Below are 19007 nucleotides of genomic sequence, written 5' to 3'. Positions count from 1 at the left end.
GCAGCTTATGACCGGTAAAGGCATATATATCAACGCCACTTGCGTCATCCGCCATCATGTGGCGGAGAAGAACGGCCAGCCCGTTTATGAAGCGCCGCATGCAGACCTGCCGGATTTCCTCCGGGGGGTGTACGACCGTTTCAGCGGGCAGTATCCCAAGTTCCATAAGATGGACCTGCTGTCGAAGCTGGGATGGGCCGCCACGGAAATCCTCCTGCAGGATATGCCCATGGATCAGTATGCCCCTGAAGATACCGGCGTGATACTCGCCAACGCGAGCAGCAGCCTGGATACGGATGAGAAATATTTCGAAACCGTGCACGAGATCGCCAGTCCGGCCCTGTTCGTGTACACACTCCCCAACATCGTGATCGGGGAGATCAGTATCCGGCACAGGTTCAAAGGCGAGAACGCTTTTTTCGTGTCGGAGAAATTTGACATACCTTTTATAACGGGTTACGCGGCGCAGTTGCTGGAAAGCGGCGCCGTTAAAGCCGTGGTGTGCGGTTGGGTGGAGCAATACCACGCCGGGCACGAAGCGGCTTTTTACCTGATGGAAACAAGCCCGCGCGGCATGGCTTTGCCATACAGCGCGGAAACAGCGGAAAAATTGTACAGATAATATGGAAAAGTTGATGCAGGATCTGAAAGAGCAGATCATTCAACAGTTGAATTTGCAGGAAGTGAAACCTGAAGACATCGGTGACGACCAGCCACTTTTCAAGGAAGGGCTCGGGCTCGACAGCATCGATGCACTGGAGCTGATCGTGTTGCTGCAGCAGCATCATAACATCCGCGTCGCCAAGCCGGAAGACGGGCCGAATATCTTTTATTCCGTTCGTACCATGGCAGAATATATCACCGCAGAGAAAGCGAAGCAGGCATGATGCAGGGAAGCGTATGGATAGCGGGAGGCGGCGTCATTTCCGGCATCGGCCGGAACCTGGACGAGTGCATGGCTTCGTTTGAAGCGATGCGCCCGGGCATGGCGTACATGCAGCACCTGCATTCCTCGCATGCCGGCACTTTCCCGGTGGTGGAGGTGAAAGCCTCCAACGAAGAACTGGCCGCCCTCGCGGGGATGCCCGCCCACTGGAGCCGAACGGCCCTGCTCAGCCGCATCGCCGTGCAGGAAGCCTGGAACGCTTCGGGACTGGGCAGCATCAGCGATTACCGCGTGGGTTTCGTGTCGGCGAATACGGTTGGGGGGATGGATAAGACGGAAGATTTCATGGCAGCATTCCTGGCCGATCCCGCGAAGGGGAAACTCCGGCAGGTAGTGCACCACGAATGCGGCGCGGTCACTGACCTGGTGGCCGACGCCATGGGCATCCGTCACCATGTGTCCACCAGCACGGCCTGCTCGTCCGGCGCCAACGCCCTCATGTACGGCGCGCGCATGATCCGTGCGGGCATGCTCGACGTGGTGATCGCCGGGGGCACCGATGCGCTGACGCGCTTCACGCTCAACGGCTTCAACACCCTGATGATCCTCGACCAGCAAAACTGCCGCCCTTTCGACGATACCCGCACCGGCCTTAACCTGGGCGAAGGCGCAGGGTATGTGGTGCTGGTGTCTGACGCCGTGGCGGCGAACATCCGCCCCTGGTGCCGCCTGGCAGGGTTCGCCAACGCGAACGACGCCTATCACCAGACGGCTTCCTCGCCCGATGGCACCGGTAACTTCCTGGCCATGAAAGGCGCCCTGGAAATGGGCGGGCTGCAGCCGGAAGACGTGGGGTACATCAACCTGCACGGCACCGGCACCCAGAACAACGACAGCTCGGAAGGCCTGGCCATTACCCGGCTGTTCGAAAAAGGCGTACCGCCCGCCAGCTCCACCAAGAGCTTCACCGGGCATACGCTGGGCGCCAGCGGTGGTATCGAAGCGGTTTTTTCCGCGTGGGCCCTCCGCGAAGGGATCATTTATCCCAACGCCAACTTCTCCGTGCAAATGAAAGAACTGGCATTTTCGCCCGTGACCGCATTTTCACGGGGCAACGACCTGCGGAACGTAATGTCGAACTCCTTCGGGTTCGGCGGCAATTGTTCCAGCCTGGTCTTTTCAAAGGAGTAAAATATGAGAATATTCATACAAGGAGCAGGTTGCGTGTCTGCACAAGACAGCGGCGTATTCCCCGGGGAGATCCGGCGATACGAAGGCGACCGCCTGCCCGTGGCCGACCCGGATTACAAACAGTGGATCGATATCAAACAGATCCGCCGGATGGGCCGCGCCATCAAGATGGGCGTAGCCGCTTCGCACATGAGCCTCGAGGCCGCGGGCTTCCCGAATCCCGACGCCATCATCATGGGCACGGCTTACGGATGCCTCGCCGATACCGGCGTGTTCCTGCAGAAAATGGTGAGCCAGCACGAAGACATGCTCACGCCCACCGCTTTCATCCAGAGCACCCACAATACCGTGGCCGGGCAGATCGCCCTGCTGCTGGGTTGCCATGCTTATAACAATACCTTCGTACACGGGGCTTTTTCCTTTGAGAACGCCCTGCAGGACAGCCTGCTTTTGCTGGCCGAAGACCCTTCGCGCCAGATCCTCACCGGCGCCACGGACGAGATCACCGAATATTCCCACACCATCCTCCGCCGGTTCGGATTGTACCGGCAGGCCGTATCGGCCGGGGAAGGCGCGGCATTTTTCGTGTTGTCGGCGGAGAAGGGGGCAACATCTCTCGCGCAGCTGACAGCCGTGGAAATGCTGTACCGTCCTGCTTCCGAAAAGGAAACGGCGGATCAGCTGGCGGCGTTCCTGCTCCGCAACGGCGTGCAGCCGGGCGGACTGAGCCTCGTGCTCACAGGGCGCAACGGCGACGAAGGCAACGATGCATATTATGCAACCGTAGAGCGATCGCTTTTCGGGGATACGCCTATTGCGGCATTCAAGCCATTCTGCGGGGAATATCCTACCGCAACGGCGTTTGCCGTATGGATGGCGGCGGGATGCCTGAACAGGGGCGTCGTGCCGCAGGAAGCGATGGTGAAAGGCGCAGCACCGGCGCAGCCCGAGCGCATCCTCATCTGGAATCACCACCACGGCAAACATCACTCATTTATTTTACTGGAGAAATGCTGAGGATCTGGGTCATAGCAGCCGCGGCGGCGTCCGTCGGCGTAATGATCGCCTGGCATGGAAGCTGGGCGGCCACCCCGCTCTGGATGTTGCTGATACCGGTTGGGATAGCCACGGGCTTCGCCGCCTGGGGCTCGGTGAACGTGCGCTCCAATTACTTCGTGCGGACCCGCAGCAAAGGCAAATCGTCCGACAAATCCGTGTCGCTGTCGTTCGACGACGGGCCGGCTACCCAATTCACCCCGCAAATCCTCGATATCCTCGCGCAGTTCGACGTGAAAGCCGCGTTTTTCTGCATCGGCCACCGCGTGGAGCAAGAGCCCGCGCTCATGCAAAGGATCGTGGCGGAAGGGCATATCGTGGGCAACCACAGCTTTTCCCACAGCCCGATGTTCGACCTGCAACCGTCCTCCGCCATGCGCGACGACCTGGTGAAGGCCAATGAAGCCATCAAATCGGCCACCGGGCATCAGCCTAAATTATTCCGTCCGCCCTACGGCGTGACCAATCCCATGCTCGCCCGCGCAATCCGCAAATGCAGGTTCATCGCCGTGGGATGGAGCATCCGCTCGTTCGACACCGTTATCAAAGACGAAGACAAACTGTTCGAGCGCGTAACAAAGAAAATAGAAGCGGGAGACGTCTTCCTCTTTCACGATACCGCCGCGGCCACCGTCAAAATACTGCCCGCGCTCATCAAACAACTGAAAAGAGATGGTTTCGCCATCAAAAGATTGGATGAACTTTTAAACATACCGGCTTATGCGTAGATGGATCATGATGATGGCAGTTTGCTGCATGGCGCTGCAGGTTGCCGCCCAAACCGGGTTTAAGCCCGTCGCTAACCTCGATCAGTTCAAAAAGGAATTTACCGCTGCGGCGCAGCAAACGCAGTCGGTCAAAAGCGACTTCGTACAGGAGAAATACCTCAGCATGCTGTCGGACAAGATCACGTCCAAAGGCAAATTCTGGTTCAAGAAAGAAAACCGCGTGCGGATGGAGTATGCTTCGCCCACGTTCTACCTCATGATCATCAACGGGAAGAACGTGCGCATCAAGGATGCCCGCAGCGATAAGAATATATCCACCGGCGGCAATAAACTGTTCGAACAGATCAGCCGCATCACGGCCGATTGCGTGCAGGGGAATGTGCTGAACAATAAAGACTTCACTGCCAAAGTGCAGGAGAACGCGCAGCAATATCTTTTGCAGCTGGCGCCGGTAGCCAAAGGGATGAAGGATTTCTTCTCTTCCATCGAACTGCTGGTGGATAAGAAAGATTTAGGCGTGACGAAGATCGTGATGCACGAAGCTTCGGGCGACCGCACGGAAATGATTTTTACGAAAAAAGAACGCAACGCACCCATTCCGGATGAGATGTTTGCTCTTAAATAGCGTATTGTTGCTGTTGCTCGCTTCCTGCGGATCGGCTTACAAAGGCCTGCAACGCACGGAATACGACGCCGCTGCCTGCCTGGAAAAATTCAGGCCGCGTATCGATTCGCCGGCGCTGTATAGCACGCAGGTCGATATTTTGCAGCATCATTTATCCGGATTACTGTATTTCCGGCCAATGGAAAACGGCAGCATGCGGGTGTTGTTCATGAGTGAAGTGGGGATGAAGTTTTTCGATTTCGAGTTCACGAAAAGCGGGGATTTTATCAAGCATTACATGCTGCCGAAAATGGATAAGAAAGCCGTCGTGAAAACGCTCCGCAAGGATTTCGACATGGTGCTCATGCGCCGCGATCCCGCCACCGCCGAAACCCTTTCCATGGCCGGGCAGCGCTACACAGCGTTCCGCCTTCCGAAAGGGAAGATCTATTATATCACCGATGCGGATTGTTCGGAACTGGTCCGCGTGGAAAACGGCTCACGCCGCAAACCCGTAGTGGAAGCCACGCTCCGCGCATACCGCAACGGCGTGCCGGACAGTATCGACATCCGGCATCATGCCGTCAAATTCAATATTTCATTACAACGCGTAGAAAAATAATGTTAGCAGGAAAATTTTATACCATCGTATCCCAACAGCAGCCGGCTGAAAATTCGATCCACTATACGATCGACTGGAACGGCGCGCACCCGATTTTCGAAGGGCATTTTCCCGGACAGCCGGTAGTGCCGGGCGTTTGCATGATGCAAACCATCCAGGAGCTGCTGTCGGCCGCGGTCGGCAAAAAGCTGATGGTGGAAAAGGCTTCCAACATGAAGTTCCTCAATATGATCGATCCCCGCGTGAGCCCGCAGGTGACCGTGGAAATCGGTTTTACGGAAGAGGAGGGAGGTTATAAAACGAATGCCGTCATCAAACACGAAGCCACTACGTTCCTGAAGTTCCAGGGCCGTTTCAAATAACCATGGAGCAACAGGGCACATACGACGCACAGTTTGGCGAGCGCAAGGTTTGCGTGCTGATCCCGACCTACAACAACGCCGGCACCCTCGGGGCCGTGCTGGAACAGGTATTGGGATACACCCGGCACGTGATCGTAGTGAACGACGGATCCACCGACGGAACGACGGCCGTGCTGGAAAGGTTTCCGCAGGTGAACGTATTGTCGTACCAGCCCAACCGCGGCAAGGGCATCGCTTTGCGCAGGGGATTTAAGTTCGCCGTGGAGCAGGGGTACGATTTCGCGATCACGATGGATGCCGACGGGCAGCACTATGCCAGCGATCTGCCGGCGTTCCTCGATAAAGCCGACCGCAACGATCCCGCTATCCTGATCGGCGCGCGGAACCTGCACCAGGAGAACATGCCCGGCAAAAACACCTTCGCCAACAAGTTCTCCAACTTCTGGTTTTACGTGGAAACGGGGCTGAAGGGGCCGGATACGCAATCCGGCTACCGCTTGTACCCGCTGTTTGCCATGAAGGGGATGCGGTTTATGTGCACGAAGTACGAATTCGAGATCGAAGTGCTGGTGCGCAGCAGCTGGAAGGGGATCCGTATCGGCTGGGAGCCGGTAGGCGTATATTATCCGCCGGCGGAAGAACGGGTGTCGCACTTCAGGCCGTTCCGGGATTTTTCGCGGATCAGCGTACTGAATACGGTGCTGGTGACGATCGCGTTTCTGTATATCCATCCGCGCAACCTGTTGCGGTTTATATTTTCGAAAGACGGACTGCGGTACCTCTGGCGCGAGCAGCTGCTGGCGGCGGGGGAGAGCAATGCAAGAAAAGCGGCGTCGGTAGGCTTCGGCGTATTTATGGGGATTTTCCCGGTGTGGGGGTTCCAGATGCTGATCGCCGTGATCGTGGCGGCTTTCCTGCGGCTGAACAAAGCCCTGGTGCTCATCGCTGCCAATATCAGCCTTCCGCCCGTGATCCCGCTGATCGTGTACGGCAGTTTTATGGTGGGCAGGATGTTTGTACAGGAAGACGCCACCTGGATCATTTTCAGCAAAGGCCTCACGCTGGGCGACGTGAAGCAAAACCTTTTCCAATATATCACGGGCGCCATTGTGCTGGCCGTGGCGGCGGGGCTCGTGGCCGGCCTCGTGACGTACCTGGCGCTGTCGGTATTCCGGCGAAAGCGGGCCGCGGCGCAAACCTAAAAACGATTCATGGGAACTTTCTTCATATCGATCTACAATTTCTTTAACGCCCGTAAATGGCTGCTCTGGCTGTTTACGGCTTTCCTTTTTATATCCGCCGCCTTCTTCGCTTCCAAAGTGAAACTCGAAGAAGACATCACGCGCGTATTACCGCAAGACCCCAAAATCGACCGCCTCAACCAGTTCCTCCAAAACTCCAAGTTCGCGGATAAACTGGCAGTCATCGTTTCCCAACGCGACACCGCCGCCCCCGCAAACCCCGACAGCCTGACCGCCGTCGCGGAGCAAGTGGTAACCGGCCTGCAATCCGAGCCCTTCACCGCGTACGTTTCACAGGTTACCGGCAGGATGGAAGACACGCTGCTGTTCAGCCTCCTCGGCCGCGTGCAGTCCAACCTCCCGCTGTTCCTCGAAGAAAAGGATTACGCCACACTGGATTCCCTCACTTCCCCCGCCCGCATCGCCGGCGCTGTGGAAGCGAATTACAATACGCTCATTTCCCCGGCCGGGATGGTATTGAAGAAATCCATCGCGGCAGACCCGCTGGGCATCACCTGGATCGGGATGAAAAAGCTGCAGCAGCTCCAGGCCGACGATACCTGGACGCTCTACGACGGCTACCTCATGAGCAAGGACGAGAAAAATATCCTCCTCCTCATCACCCCGAAAAACGGTCCGAACAAAACCGATATCAACAAGCAATTCCTTTCGCAGCTCGACGGCCTGATCGATTCCACCCTCGTTCCCACGCCCAACGTAACCATCACGTACTTCGGCGCAACGGCCGTAGCGGTAGGGAATGCGGTGCAGTTGCGGAAAGACACGCTCTTCACGCAGGGCGTTACCGTACTGCTGCTCATCGTGCTCATCGCCCTGTTTTTCCGCCGCAAGCGCGCGCCGCTGCTGGTGATGATGCCCGTGGTATTCGGGGGACTGTTTTCCCTGGCCATGGTGTACCTTCTACAGGGAAGCATTTCGGTGATCGCGCTGGGCGCGGGATGCGTGGTGCTGGGCGTGGCGGTGAACTACTCGCTGCACGTTTTCAACCATTACCGCCACTTGCCGGATATCCGCAAGGTGCTGGCCGATCTGGCCATGCCCATGACGGTAGGCAGCTTCACGACCGTTGGCGGGTTCTTCTGTCTGCAATTCGTGAAATCCCCCATGCTGCAAGACGTTGGGCTGTTCGCTGCGTTCAGCCTTATCGGCGCCTCGCTGTTCTCCCTCATCATCCTCCCGCATTTCATCGTGATGGGCAAAGCGCCCGCGAAAGACGCACCCGTCAAACACAACCTCATCGACCGCCTCTCCGGATGGCGGCCGGAACGCAATAAGAAACTGGTGTACGGCATCCTGGGGCTCACCGTCGTGTTTTTCTTCACTGCGCGGAACGTCGAATTCGAAAGCGACATGATGCGGATGAATTACATGCCCGAAAAGCTCCGCAATGCCGAAGAAAAACTCAACCGCCTGAACGATTACACGGCGCAAACGGTGTACATGCTGTCTGAAGGCGCCGACCTCAACGAAGCCCTGCAGCACCGCGCGGCCGCCGATACGGCGCTGGACCGCCTCCTCAGCACGGGCGCCCTGAAGAAAACGGGCGGTCCGGGTAAGCTGCTATTGTCGGAAGCCGAACAGCAGAAACGCATCGAAAGGTGGAAAAATTACTGGTCGCCGGAGCGTACCGCCGCCGTGATGGCAACGTTGCGGCAGGAGGGAGCGAAATACGGCTTCAAACCGGATGCGTTCAATCAGTTCCAGGCGCTGGTTACACAGGAATATGCCGCTACCCGGCCGGAGCAATCGCCGCTGATGGAGCTGCCCTCGGTAAGCGATTTCGTGACGTTGAAAGATGGAAGCGCATCGCTGTCGGGCGTGCTGAAAGTAGATCCCGCCCGGAAGAACGAAGTATATGCCGCGCTGGATGCCCTGCTTGCGCAGCCCTGCCGGGCACGGTGGTGGTCGACAAGCAATATACCGCCAACCGGCTGGCCGTCGTGATCCGCGACGAGTTCAATACCATCGCCTGGATGACGTCCGCGCTCGTGTTTTTCGCGCTGCTGCTGTCTTACGGGCGCATCGAGCTGGCGCTCATCACCTTCATCCCGATGGCCATCAGCTGGGTGTGGATACTGGGGATTATGGGATTGTTCGGAATTCCGTTCAACATCGTCAATATCATTCTTTCCACTTTTATATTCGGTTTGGGGGATGATTACAGCATCTTCACGATGGACGGGCTGTTGCAGGAATATAAAACCGGCAGCCAGCATCTTCCTTCCTTCAAATCGTCCATTTTCTTCTCTGCGATTACCACCATTCTCGGGTTGGGCGTTTTGATTTTCGCGGAACACCCCTCCTTAAAATCCATCGCGCTGATCGCCGTGATCGGCATCTTGTGCGTGGTGATCACCTCGCAGGTGCTGATCCCGTTCCTGTTCAATTTCCTCATTACCAACCGCGTCAATAAGAACAAACGGCCGCCGTGGACGCTCTGGAGCTGGTCGAAATCGATGTTCTCGTTCGTTTATTTCGCCTTCGGCGCGTTGGTGCTCACCGTCATCGGCACCATCCTCATCCGCCTGAACCCTTTCAATAAGGAAAAAGGCAAGAAAATCTATCACTGGTTGCTGAGCAAATGCACCTGGAGCGTGCTGCATGTGATGGGGAACACGAAAAAAGTAACGATCAACGAACACAAGGAAGATTTTAAAAAGCCGGCGGTCATCATCAGCAACCACCAGTCTTTCCTCGATATCCTCATGTCCACGTCCATGCATCCCAACGTAGTGCTGCTGACAAACCAGTGGGTGTACAATTCGCCGGTTTTCGGTCAGGTCGTGAAGATGGCGGACTACTACCCCGTGGCCGAAGGCGCAGAAGAAGGCATCGATCACCTGCGCGACCGCGCGGCCCATGGCTATTCGATCGTTGTGTACCCGGAAGGGACGCGCTCGCAGGACAATCACATCAAGCGTTTCCATAAAGGCGCGTTTTACCTCGCGCAGGAACTGAACCTGGATATCATCCCGGCGATTATCCATGGCACGGCGTATTGCATGTCCAAAGGCGATTTCCTGCTGAAAGACGGCTCCATGACGATGAAGATCCTCCCGCGCATCAAAGCGGGCGATACTTCCTGGGGAGAAGGATACGCGGCCCGGACCAAGTCCATCAGCAAATACTTCAAGGCGGAATACGGCAAACTGGCGGCAGCCATCGAAACGCCCGCCTATTACCGGGAACAACTGATCTATCAGTATATTTACAAAGGTCCGGTGCTGGAATGGTACATGCGGATCAAGACAAGGATGGAGCGGAATTACGAAGATTTTCACCGGATGCTGCCTGAAAGGGGCGACATCATGGACATCGGCTGCGGATATGGCTTCATGAGTTACATGCTGCATTTCCTCGCACCCGAAAGGAATATCCTCGGGGTGGATTATGACGAAGAGAAGATCGCGGTGGCGCAGCATTGCTACATCCGCAACGGGCAGGTGCAGTTCCGCGCGGCCGATATCACGCAATCCGACCTCCCGGAGAAAGACGCTTTCGTGCTGCTCGACGTGCTGCATTACCTGCAGCCCGAACAGCAGGCGAGCCTGGTGCGCAGGTGCATGGACAAGCTCCGGCCCGGCGGTGTCATCATCATCCGCGACGGCGATGCGGACCTGAAACAGAAGCACCGCGGCACGAAGCTGACGGAACTTTTCAGCACGAAGCTGCTCGGGTTCAATAAAACGGCGGCCCATCCATTGTCCTTCTTTTCGTCCGCCACCCTGCGGCAGACCGTGGAAAGCCACGGCGGCACGGTAGAGCGGATCGATCAGACGAAATTCACCTCCAATGTTGTTTTCATCATCAGAAATGCATAGTTACGACGTAGTCATAGCCGGTAGCGGCCTCGGTGGCCTGGTTTGCGGAGCGATCCTCAGCAAGAACGGGTATCGTGTGCTGGTGCTGGAGAAAAATAAACAGCTGGGCGGATGCCTGCAAACGTTCAGCCGCGACAAGACCATTTTCGATTCCGGCGTGCATTATGTTGGCGGGCTCGAAAAGGGGCAGAATCTCTACCAGGTTTTCCAATACCTGGGGATCATGGACAAATTAAAACTCAAGCGCCTGGACATGGATTGCTTCGACCGCATCGCTTTCCGCGACGATCCGAAGGAATATAAAATGGCGCAGGGGTATGAAGGGTTCATCCAGAACCTGTTACAGGATTTCCCGGAGGAGGAAAAGGCCTTGCGCGAGTATTGCGACATGCTGAAGCACATATGCGCGAAGTTCCCGTTGTACAACCTGCGGCTGGGGGATTTCGGGGAGAAGGAATCCGTGCTGGGCATGGATGCCGCGGCGTATATCGACGGGCTCAGCAGCAATAAAAAGCTCACGGCAGTGCTGGCGGCCAACAGTTCGCTTTATGCCGGGGTGCGAGGGAAAACGCCCATGTACGTGCATGCCCTGGTCCTGAACAGCTATATCGAAAGTTCGTGGAAATGCCTGAACGGGGGATCGCAGATCGGGAAATGGCTCACCCGCGTGATCCTCGACAACGGCGGCACATTATTTAAACATAAAGAAGTGAAAAGGATCGTGGCCGAAGGGCACGAAGTGCAGTTCGTGGAAACGGCGGACGGCGGTCGGTATTCCGGGAAATACTATATTTCCAACATCCACCCCGCCAATACGCTCGACATGCTCGAAAGCGACGTCATCCGCCAGGCCTACCGCAGCCGCATTAAAACCCTCGAAAACGGGAATGGTTGCCTGATGGTCAACGCCGTGCTGAAGCCGGGTTTCTTCCCGCACATGAACTACAACTTCTATTATCATGATGTGGAAGATGTGTGGAGCGGGCATGAATATAACGAAGACGCCTGGCCGCTCAACTACTCGATGTTCATCACCCCCGACCCGAAAGACCACCGCTTCGCGAACAGCCTTTCTATCCTGGCGTACATGAACATCCGCGAGCTGGAACCCTGGAAAGACACGTTCAACACCGTTTCTAACGAATCGCCGAGGGGAGCCGGTTATGAAGCGTTCAAAACCGCGAAGGCTGAAAAGCTCATCGACCTGGTGGAGCAACGCTTCCCCGTGCTGCGGCAATGCATCCAAAGCTATTCCGTAGCCACGCCGCTCTCTTTCCGCGACTACATCGGCACCAACGACGGTTCGATGTACGGCGTCATGAAAGATTGCAACGATCCGCTGCGGACTTTCATCAGCGCCCGTACCAAACTGAACAACCTGTTCCTGACGGGGCAGAACCTGAACCTGCACGGCATCCTGGGCGTCACCATGACCGCCCTGCTGACCTGCGGCGAATTACTGGACATGGAAAAACTCTTGCACGAGATAAACGAAGCGTAACATGGCAAAGAAGAAGAGCATCTGGAGGAGAATAGGGAAGGTCCTGTTGTACACGGCAGGGTTTTTCGTGCTGCTGATACTGGGGCTGTTTATATACCTCTGGATCGTGGCGCGCATGCAGCCGCCGGAAATCGCGGATAAGAGCAGCCTGCAATGGCAGCGCACGCAGCTGGATTCCTCGGCGTATACGCTGGGCAACAGCTGGTTCCGCAAGAGCCGGAGCGGGTTGTATGAGATGTATGTGGAAGGGAAACCTTTTGAGCGAGGCGTGGTATACGGCAAGCTGGCCGAAGAGCTGGTGCAGCGGCAGGAAGATCATTTCACCGGGCAGATCGGCAAGATGATCCCTTCGCGGACGTACCAGCATTTCCTCAAGTACCTCATCGGCTGGTTCAACCGGAATATGGATAAAAACGTGGCGGATGAATTTAAAGAAGAGATTTACGGCGTATCGTTTTCCGCATCTCCCAACTATGATTTCATCGGCACCAATTACCAGCGCATCATGAACTACCACGCCGCGCACGACATCGGGCATGCGCTGCAAAGCCTGGCGCTGGTGGGCTGCACGTCTTTCGGAACCTGGAACGACCGCTCGGAGGACAGCTCCCTCATCATCGGCCGTAATTTCGATTTCTATGTAGGCGATAAGTTTGCGGAAGATAAAATAGTGGCGTTTTACCGTCCGGACCAGGGGCATCCGTTCATGATGGTGACCTGGGGCGGATTTACGGGTGTAGTGTCGGGGATGAACATGGAGGGGCTGACGGTGACGATCAACGCCGCGAAGAGCGATATCCCTTCGGGGTCGGCCACGCCGGTATCGCTCGTGGCGCGGGAGATCCTGCAATATGCAGGGAACATCAGCGAAGCGTATGCGATCGCGCAAAAGCGGAAGATGTTCGTAAGCGAATCGTTCCTGATCGGTTCCGCGGCGGATAACCGCGCGGCCATCATAGAGAAAACGCCCGACAGCATTGCCTTGTACGATCCCCGCGGCAACGAGATATCCTGCGCCAACCATTTCCAGAGCCAGCTGCTGGGCGCTTCCGAGGCCAACCGGGAACAGCTGGCGGGCAGCGCTTCGCCGTACCGGTACCAGCGCCTGCAGGAATTGCTGGAAAGGAACGGGAAGAACAGCGTGGCCAAAACCGCGTCTATCCTCCGCGACCAGCGCGGGTTGAAAGATGCGGATATCGGGATGGGCAACGAGAAAGCTCTCAACCAGCTGATCGCCCATCATGCCATTATCTTCAAACCCAAAGAAAGAAAAGTATGGATCTCCACCGCGCCCTGGCAACTCGGGGAGTTCGTGGCCTACGACCTCAATACCATTTTCGCGATGAAAGGCCTGCAAACAGACCATGAGATCTGCGACAGCAGCGCCATCATCCCCAAAGATTCCTTCCTGCTTACCGACAACTATCGTAAATTCACGGACTTCCGGCGACTCAAAGCCGCCGTGATGGACGGGAAGGAAATCGACGTGAAAAGGATAACGGCAGACAACCCGGAGTATTACCATGCCTGGGTGCTCGCCGGCGATTATCTTTTCAAACACAAACAATTCGCGGAAGCGAAAATATATTATCAAACGGCGCTGACGAAAGAAATCGCCACCATTCCGGAAAAGGAGCACATCCTCCGGCAAATCGAAAAATGCGATAAGAAAAAATGACAGGCCTGGGAACAGATATCGTTGAAGTAGACCGCATTGCGGAGAAGATCGGGAAGAACCAGGGCTTCCGGGAACTGGTGTTTTCGCCGCTCGAGATCGCGTATTGCGAGAAACAAGCCAGCAAATACGAAAGCTACGCCGCCAGGTTCGCCGCCAAGGAAGCCTTCCTGAAAGCCCTCGGCACCGGGTGGGCCGGCAGCGGACTGCAATTCAACGAGATCGAGGTACGGAACAACGAAGCCGGCAAGCCCGAACTGTTCCTAACCGGCAACGCCGCCCCGCTCCTGGAAGGCAAACAGGTGCTGCTCTCGCTCTCGCATGTGAAATCCGTGGCCATGGCTACCGTGGTCATCCTTTAACCGCCAGATTTATGTACATACCCGACATAGAATTACAAAGTCCCGCCGCCATCCGGCAGTTTCAAAACAAGGAGCTCCAGCACCTCGTTGGCTACCTCCGCCAGTTTTCCCCTTTCTACCGCGAATGGTTCGCCGTGCACAACATCGATACCGACGCCATCCGCTCAGTCGGCGACCTGCAAAAGCTGCCTACCGTAACGAAGGAAGACCTGCAGCAACGAAACTGGGATTTTCTCTGTGTCGACAAAAGCAAGATCGCGGAATATACGTCTACTTCCGGCACCCTGGGCCGCCCCGTGATCATCCCGCTCACGGACAAGGACCTCGACCGCCTGAGCTACAACGAATTCATTTCTTTCAGCTGCGCGGGCGGCACCGATGAGGATATCTACCAGCTCATGCTCACGCTCGACCGGCAGTTCATGGCCGGCATGGCCTACTACAACGGCATCCGAAAACTCGGCGCGGGCGTGCTGCGGGTGGGGCCGGGCGTGCCTTCCCTGCAATGGGAAAATATTAAGCGCATCCAGCCCACGGTGATCGTGGCGGTGCCATCGTTCATCCTGAAGCTCATCGCTTTCGCGGAGGAACACGGGATCGACATCAACGCTTCTTCCGTGAAAAAAGCCGTTTGCATCGGCGAGAACATCCGCAACACGGATTTTTCGTATAACGTGCTGGGCAAGAAGATCACCGACAAATGGAACATCGACCTGTTCTCCACCTACGCATCCACCGAGATGCAGACCGCCTTCACCGAATGCCGCCAGGGCAGGGGAGGGCACCATCATCCCGAACTGCTCATCGTGGAGCTGCTGGACGACCAGGACCGCCCCGTGCCGCCGGGCGCGCCGGGCGAGGTGACCATCACCACCCTCGGCGTGGAAGCCATGCCGCTGCTGCGTTATAAGACAGGCGATATCTGCCAGTACGACGAAACGCCCTGCAGCTGCGGGCGGCAGACCTTGCGGCTGTCTCCCGTCATCGGCCGGCGCAAGCAGATGATCAAGTACAAGGGCACCACCCTCTATCCGCCCGCGCTGTATGATCTGCTCAGCGATATGGAAGATGTGAAGGAATTTGTGGTGGAAGTGTTCTCCAACGAAATCGGCACCGACGAGATCCTGCTGCACCTGCACCCGCGCGAGGAGTCGGAAGACGGCGACCGGCGGATCAAATCGTATCTCCAGGCCAAGCTCCGCGTGATCCCGCAGGTACGGTACTGCGCCATGCCGGAGATTTTGAAGATGCAGTTCCCCGAAGGCAGCCGCAAGCCGGTCAAATTCATCGACAACCGGAAATAATCAGAAATTGAAAGTAGCGTTGGGCGAGGGATTGTCCAGCTTCGTGCTTTGCCGGCGCCCGTTCACGATCACATGGATCATGTGGCTTTGGGTGGGGTGCTCGGTGTAGAGGACGTCGTTCCGGATGTCCAGTTTGCCGAACGGCGCGAGGGGGGCGCATTCCAGGAAGCACCAGGTGGCGTCTTCAGAGATTTCGTAGCCGAGGTAGCGGATTTGGAGCGGTTTGCCGTCGGCCTGGAGGCTGAGGTGCCTGCGGAGGTATTGGGCCACGAGGGAATCGGCGGCGGTGCGGTTTTTGGGATGGATGATGTCCAATGGCTGTTTGGATTCCTTTTTCAGGACGTTTTCGAGGTCGTCGGAGAAGATGCGGACGCTGATTTCCAGGGTTTTTTGCGGGGTATTGTAACGTATCTCGGTGACGCTCATGTAGAAAGGGTGCACTGCGGCCATCAATACAGGCAGGCACCATTTAAATAACATTACTCCCATCGGCCCTAAAATATTTTTATATTTACCGTTAACAGATTAACATTACGAAGTTACGCAAAAATCTACGCCATGCAGGAGTTCAGCTTGTATTTCGAGGAAGGCTGGCAACATATAGCAGATCTCGGAGGATACGACCACATTTTGTTTATCATGGCGCTTTGTGCCGTTTACCTGATGAAAGACTGGAAGAAAGTACTGATCCTGGTGACGGCCTTCACGCTCGGGCATTCGATCACCCTGGCGCTGAGCGTGCTGGGTATCGTAAGGGTGGATACCGGCCTGATAGAATTCCTCATCCCGGTAACGATCGTGCTGACGGCGCTGGGGAATGTGATCCGGGGAGGGAAGGAGCCGGAGCGCGCGAACTGGAATTACTTTTTCGCGATCTTCTTCGGGTTGATCCACGGGCTGGGGTTCTCCAACTACCTCCGCAGCATGCTGGGTTCGCAGGCCGACATCCTGCAGCCGCTCCTGGCCTTTAACCTGGGCCTCGAATTCGGGCAACTGATCATCGTAACCATCGTGCTCATCCTTTCCCAGCTGATCATCCGGATCGGCCGGGCTTCGCGCCGCGACTGGACGCTGTTCCTCTCCGCCGCGATCTTCGGGGTGGCATTTGTTATGAGTATAGAAAGATTCGCATTAATACTGGAAAATAAATAGCAGATGAAGATACGTTCCATCATAGGCAGCCTCCTGGTAGCCGCGCCGCTGGTAACGCTGGCGCAGAACCCGGGCTCCAATCACGGCAACCGCTTCGAACAACTGGGTACCCTGCTGAGCGATCCCAACATGTACCGCTCCGCTTCCGGCGTTCCCGGACCGAAATACTGGCAACAACGCGCGGATTACGATATCACCGCCGAGCTCGACGAAGCGCAGCGCCGCCTTATCGGCTCCGAAACCGTGACGTATTACAATAACTCCCCCGACCCGCTGACTTACATCTGGCTGCAGCTCGACGAAAACGAGCATGATCCGAAGTCGGACAACAACAGCTTCGACGGCAGCACGATGAAAGACCGCATGAGCAGCCGCGAAATCGGCCGTTTGCTGGGCATGGAGCAGGGGCATGGGGTGAATATCACCAAAGTGACGGACGCCTCCGGGAAACCGCTGCAATACACCATCAATCAAACCATGATGCGCATCGAAATGCCGCAAACGCTGGCACCGGGCGCGAAAATCGTGTTCAAGGTAGACTGGTGGTACAAGATACCAAACCGCATGACCATCGGCGGCAGGGGCGGCTACGAGCATTTTGCGGCCGACGGGAATGACCTGTACACCATGGCGCAGTGGTACCCCCGCCTCGCCGTGTATTCCGATTTCCAGGGCTGGCAGAACAAACAGTTCACCGGCCGTGGCGAATTCGCGCTCACCTTCGGGAATTTTAAAGTGAAAATGACCGTTCCCGCCGATCACGTGGTGGGCGGAACCGGAGAATGCCGCAACTACAAGGAAATGCTTAGCCCTGCGCAATACCAGCGCTGGCAGCAGGCGCAGAAATCCGCCGAGCCCCTGGAAATCGTGACCCTCGCCGAAGCGCAGGAAGCCATGAAGAGCAAATCCACCCGCAAAAAAACCTGGATCTACGAAGCCACCAACGTCCGCGATTTCGCCTGGGTAGCCTCCCGCCGGATCGTGTGGGACGCGATGGGCGTTAACATCGAAGGCAAGCCTGTAATGGCCATGAGCTACTACGGCCCCGAAGCCTATCCGCTTTACCGCCGCTATTCCACCAAAGTGGTAGCCCACACCCTGCGTTCCTACTCGAAGCATACCATCCCGTATCCCTATCCCGTGGCCATTTCCGTGGAAGCGGCCAACGGTATGGAATATCCCATGATCTGCTTCAACTACGGCCGCGCGGAAGCCGACGGCACCTACAGCGAAACAACGAAAAACGGCATGATCGGCGTAATCATCCACGAAGTGGGCCACAACTTCTTCCCGATGATCGTGAACTCCGACGAGCGCCAGTGGACCTGGATGGACGAAGGCCTCAACACCTTCTGCCAGTTCATGGCCGAGCAGGAGTGGGACAGCAAATTCCCCTCGCGCAGGGGCCCCGCGCACCACATCGTGGAATACATGAGCATGCCGAAAGACAAGCTGGAACCCGTGATGAGCAATTCCGAAAACATCATCATGTTCGGCCCCAACGCCTACGCCAAACCCGCCACCGCGCTCAATATCCTTCGCGAAACCGTGATGGGCCGCGAACTGTTCGACTACGCCTTCCGGGAATACGCCCGCCGCTGGGCATTCAAACATCCCACCCCGGCGGATTTCTTCCGGACGATGGAAGATGCGTCCGCCGTGGACCTGGACTGGTTTTGGCGCGGCTGGTTCTTCGGCACCGAACCGGTAGACATCTCGATCGACAGCATAAAATGGTACCGGATGGATGCGAAAGATCCCGCCGAGAACAATAAAGCCGCCGAAGCCGCCGCGCTCCGAGAAAACACGCACATCGCGCAAACGCGGAACAAGGCGGAGGGCATGCAATACGTGGTAGACCAGGATACCAGCCTACAGGATTTCTACAGCAAGTGGGACCGCTACGCCGTTACGCCGTCGCAGTCCGCAGCTTACCAGCAAATGCAGGCCAGCCTCACGCCCGAAGAAAAGAAGCTTTACGAAAGCAAAAAGAACTTCTACGAAGTAACGTTCAAAAACATCGGCGGCAACGTCATGCCCGTGATCGTGGAATGGACCTTCGCGGATGGTACGAAGGAAGTGGACCGCATTTCCGCCTACATCTGGCGCCATAACGAGCAGGAAGTGACGAAAGTGTTCGCCAAAGACAAGCAGGTGGTATCCGTACAACTCGATCCCTACCGCGAAACCGCCGATATCGACGAGTCCAACAACAGCTGGCCCCGCCAGGCGACGCCTTCCCGGTTCGAACTGTTCAAGTCGGAGCGCGCGGCCCGGGGCACTTCCACCGGCGGCAACCCCATGCAGCAGGCACGCCAATAAATCAACGAACTACCTGGAATACGAAAGGTGCGGGGAACCGCACCTTTTTTTTATGGTATATAGTCAGTGAACAAAAAATCAAAGTTTGGCGATCAACTGCCATGTCTTCAGGTCGAACAACACGATTTCGTCCTTATCCGTTTTATCGTGTTTGCCGTT

At 56.6% G+C, this 19007-nt stretch carries 18 protein-coding genes; 17 read left to right on the top strand and 1 reads right to left on the bottom strand.

What is annotated here, in order from left to right:
* The 15 genes from Q0510_RS11415 to Q0510_RS11345 all read left to right on the top strand — a co-directional run.
* Positions 1-622: hypothetical protein (locus Q0510_RS11415; RefSeq protein WP_298711399.1), on the top strand; the 622-nt coding region annotated here is incomplete at its 5' end.
* A gap of 1 nt (position 623) precedes the next feature.
* On the top strand, positions 624-887 hold the full coding sequence (locus Q0510_RS11410) for a phosphopantetheine-binding protein (protein ID WP_298711397.1): 264 nt from the start codon (positions 624-626) through the stop codon (positions 885-887).
* On the top strand, positions 884-2077 hold the full coding sequence (locus tag Q0510_RS11405) for a beta-ketoacyl synthase (protein ID WP_298711394.1): 1194 nt from the start codon (positions 884-886) through the stop codon (positions 2075-2077). Before Q0510_RS11410 ends, Q0510_RS11405 begins: the two co-directional genes overlap by 4 nt.
* Positions 2078-2080: 3 nt before the next feature.
* Positions 2081-3094 carry a beta-ketoacyl synthase chain length factor gene (locus Q0510_RS11400; RefSeq protein WP_298711391.1) on the top strand — a complete coding sequence of 338 codons (1014 nt, stop codon included), beginning with the start codon at positions 2081-2083 and terminating at the stop codon, positions 3092-3094.
* Entirely contained in the window at positions 3088-3861 is a 774-nt protein-coding gene (locus Q0510_RS11395) for a polysaccharide deacetylase family protein (RefSeq protein ID WP_298711388.1), read from the top strand. The genes Q0510_RS11400 and Q0510_RS11395 overlap by 7 nt, the downstream gene beginning before the upstream one ends.
* Positions 3854-4486 (top strand): outer membrane lipoprotein carrier protein LolA, encoded by a 633-nt coding sequence (locus Q0510_RS11390; protein ID WP_298711385.1) that lies wholly within the window; start codon positions 3854-3856, stop codon positions 4484-4486. Before Q0510_RS11395 ends, Q0510_RS11390 begins: the two co-directional genes overlap by 8 nt.
* Positions 4464-5087 (top strand): hypothetical protein, encoded by a 624-nt coding sequence (locus tag Q0510_RS11385; protein ID WP_298711382.1) that lies wholly within the window; start codon positions 4464-4466, stop codon positions 5085-5087. The genes Q0510_RS11390 and Q0510_RS11385 overlap by 23 nt, the downstream gene beginning before the upstream one ends.
* The gene (locus tag Q0510_RS11380; RefSeq protein WP_298711380.1) at positions 5087-5449 is read left to right on the top strand and encodes a 3-hydroxyacyl-ACP dehydratase; all 363 of its coding nucleotides are present in this window, start codon (positions 5087-5089) and stop codon (positions 5447-5449) included. Before Q0510_RS11385 ends, Q0510_RS11380 begins: the two co-directional genes overlap by 1 nt.
* A gap of 2 nt (positions 5450-5451) precedes the next feature.
* On the top strand, positions 5452-6651 hold the full coding sequence (locus Q0510_RS11375; RefSeq protein WP_298711378.1) for a DUF2062 domain-containing protein: 1200 nt from the start codon (positions 5452-5454) through the stop codon (positions 6649-6651).
* 9 nt (positions 6652-6660) lie between these two features.
* Entirely contained in the window at positions 6661-8655 is a 1995-nt protein-coding gene (locus Q0510_RS11370; RefSeq protein WP_298711375.1) for an MMPL family transporter, read from the top strand.
* Positions 8613-10532, top strand: a complete 1920-nt coding sequence (locus Q0510_RS11365; RefSeq protein WP_298711372.1) for a trifunctional MMPL family transporter/lysophospholipid acyltransferase/class I SAM-dependent methyltransferase — start codon at positions 8613-8615, stop codon at positions 10530-10532. The genes Q0510_RS11370 and Q0510_RS11365 overlap by 43 nt, the downstream gene beginning before the upstream one ends.
* Positions 10525-12033: an NAD(P)/FAD-dependent oxidoreductase gene (locus Q0510_RS11360; RefSeq protein WP_298711370.1), complete on the top strand. Its 1509-nt coding sequence runs from the start codon at positions 10525-10527 to the stop codon at positions 12031-12033. Before Q0510_RS11365 ends, Q0510_RS11360 begins: the two co-directional genes overlap by 8 nt.
* Before the next feature lies 1 nt (position 12034).
* The gene (locus Q0510_RS11355) at positions 12035-13711 is read left to right on the top strand and encodes a C45 family peptidase (RefSeq protein WP_298711368.1); all 1677 of its coding nucleotides are present in this window, start codon (positions 12035-12037) and stop codon (positions 13709-13711) included.
* Positions 13708-14070, top strand: a complete 363-nt coding sequence (gene acpS / locus Q0510_RS11350; protein ID WP_298711366.1) for a holo-ACP synthase — start codon at positions 13708-13710, stop codon at positions 14068-14070. Before Q0510_RS11355 ends, acpS begins: the two co-directional genes overlap by 4 nt.
* Before the next feature lie 11 nt (positions 14071-14081).
* Positions 14082-15374, top strand: coding sequence for an AMP-binding protein (locus Q0510_RS11345; protein ID WP_298711363.1), 1293 nt, complete (start codon positions 14082-14084; stop codon positions 15372-15374).
* On the opposite strand, the gene Q0510_RS11340 is transcribed toward Q0510_RS11345, so the two are convergent.
* Positions 15375-15863, bottom strand: coding sequence for a DUF6702 family protein (locus tag Q0510_RS11340; protein ID WP_298711360.1), 489 nt, complete (start codon positions 15861-15863; stop codon positions 15375-15377).
* A 69-nt stretch (positions 15864-15932) separates the two neighbouring features.
* On the opposite strand from Q0510_RS11340, the gene Q0510_RS11335 reads away from it, so the two are divergent.
* A complete protein-coding gene (locus Q0510_RS11335) occupies positions 15933-16526 on the top strand; it encodes a HupE/UreJ family protein (protein ID WP_298711358.1) in 594 nt (197 codons plus the stop codon).
* Positions 16527-16529: 3 nt separating this feature from the next.
* Entirely contained in the window at positions 16530-18848 is a 2319-nt protein-coding gene (locus Q0510_RS11330) for a M1 family metallopeptidase (RefSeq protein WP_298711356.1), read from the top strand.
* Positions 18849-19007: the final 159 nt, after the last annotated feature.

Origin of the sequence: uncultured Chitinophaga sp. (assembly GCF_937874145.1) — a bacterium.
In the GTDB taxonomy this organism is placed as follows: domain Bacteria; phylum Bacteroidota; class Bacteroidia; order Chitinophagales; family Chitinophagaceae; genus Chitinophaga.
This window is presented reverse-complemented; position numbering and strand designations above follow the sequence as displayed.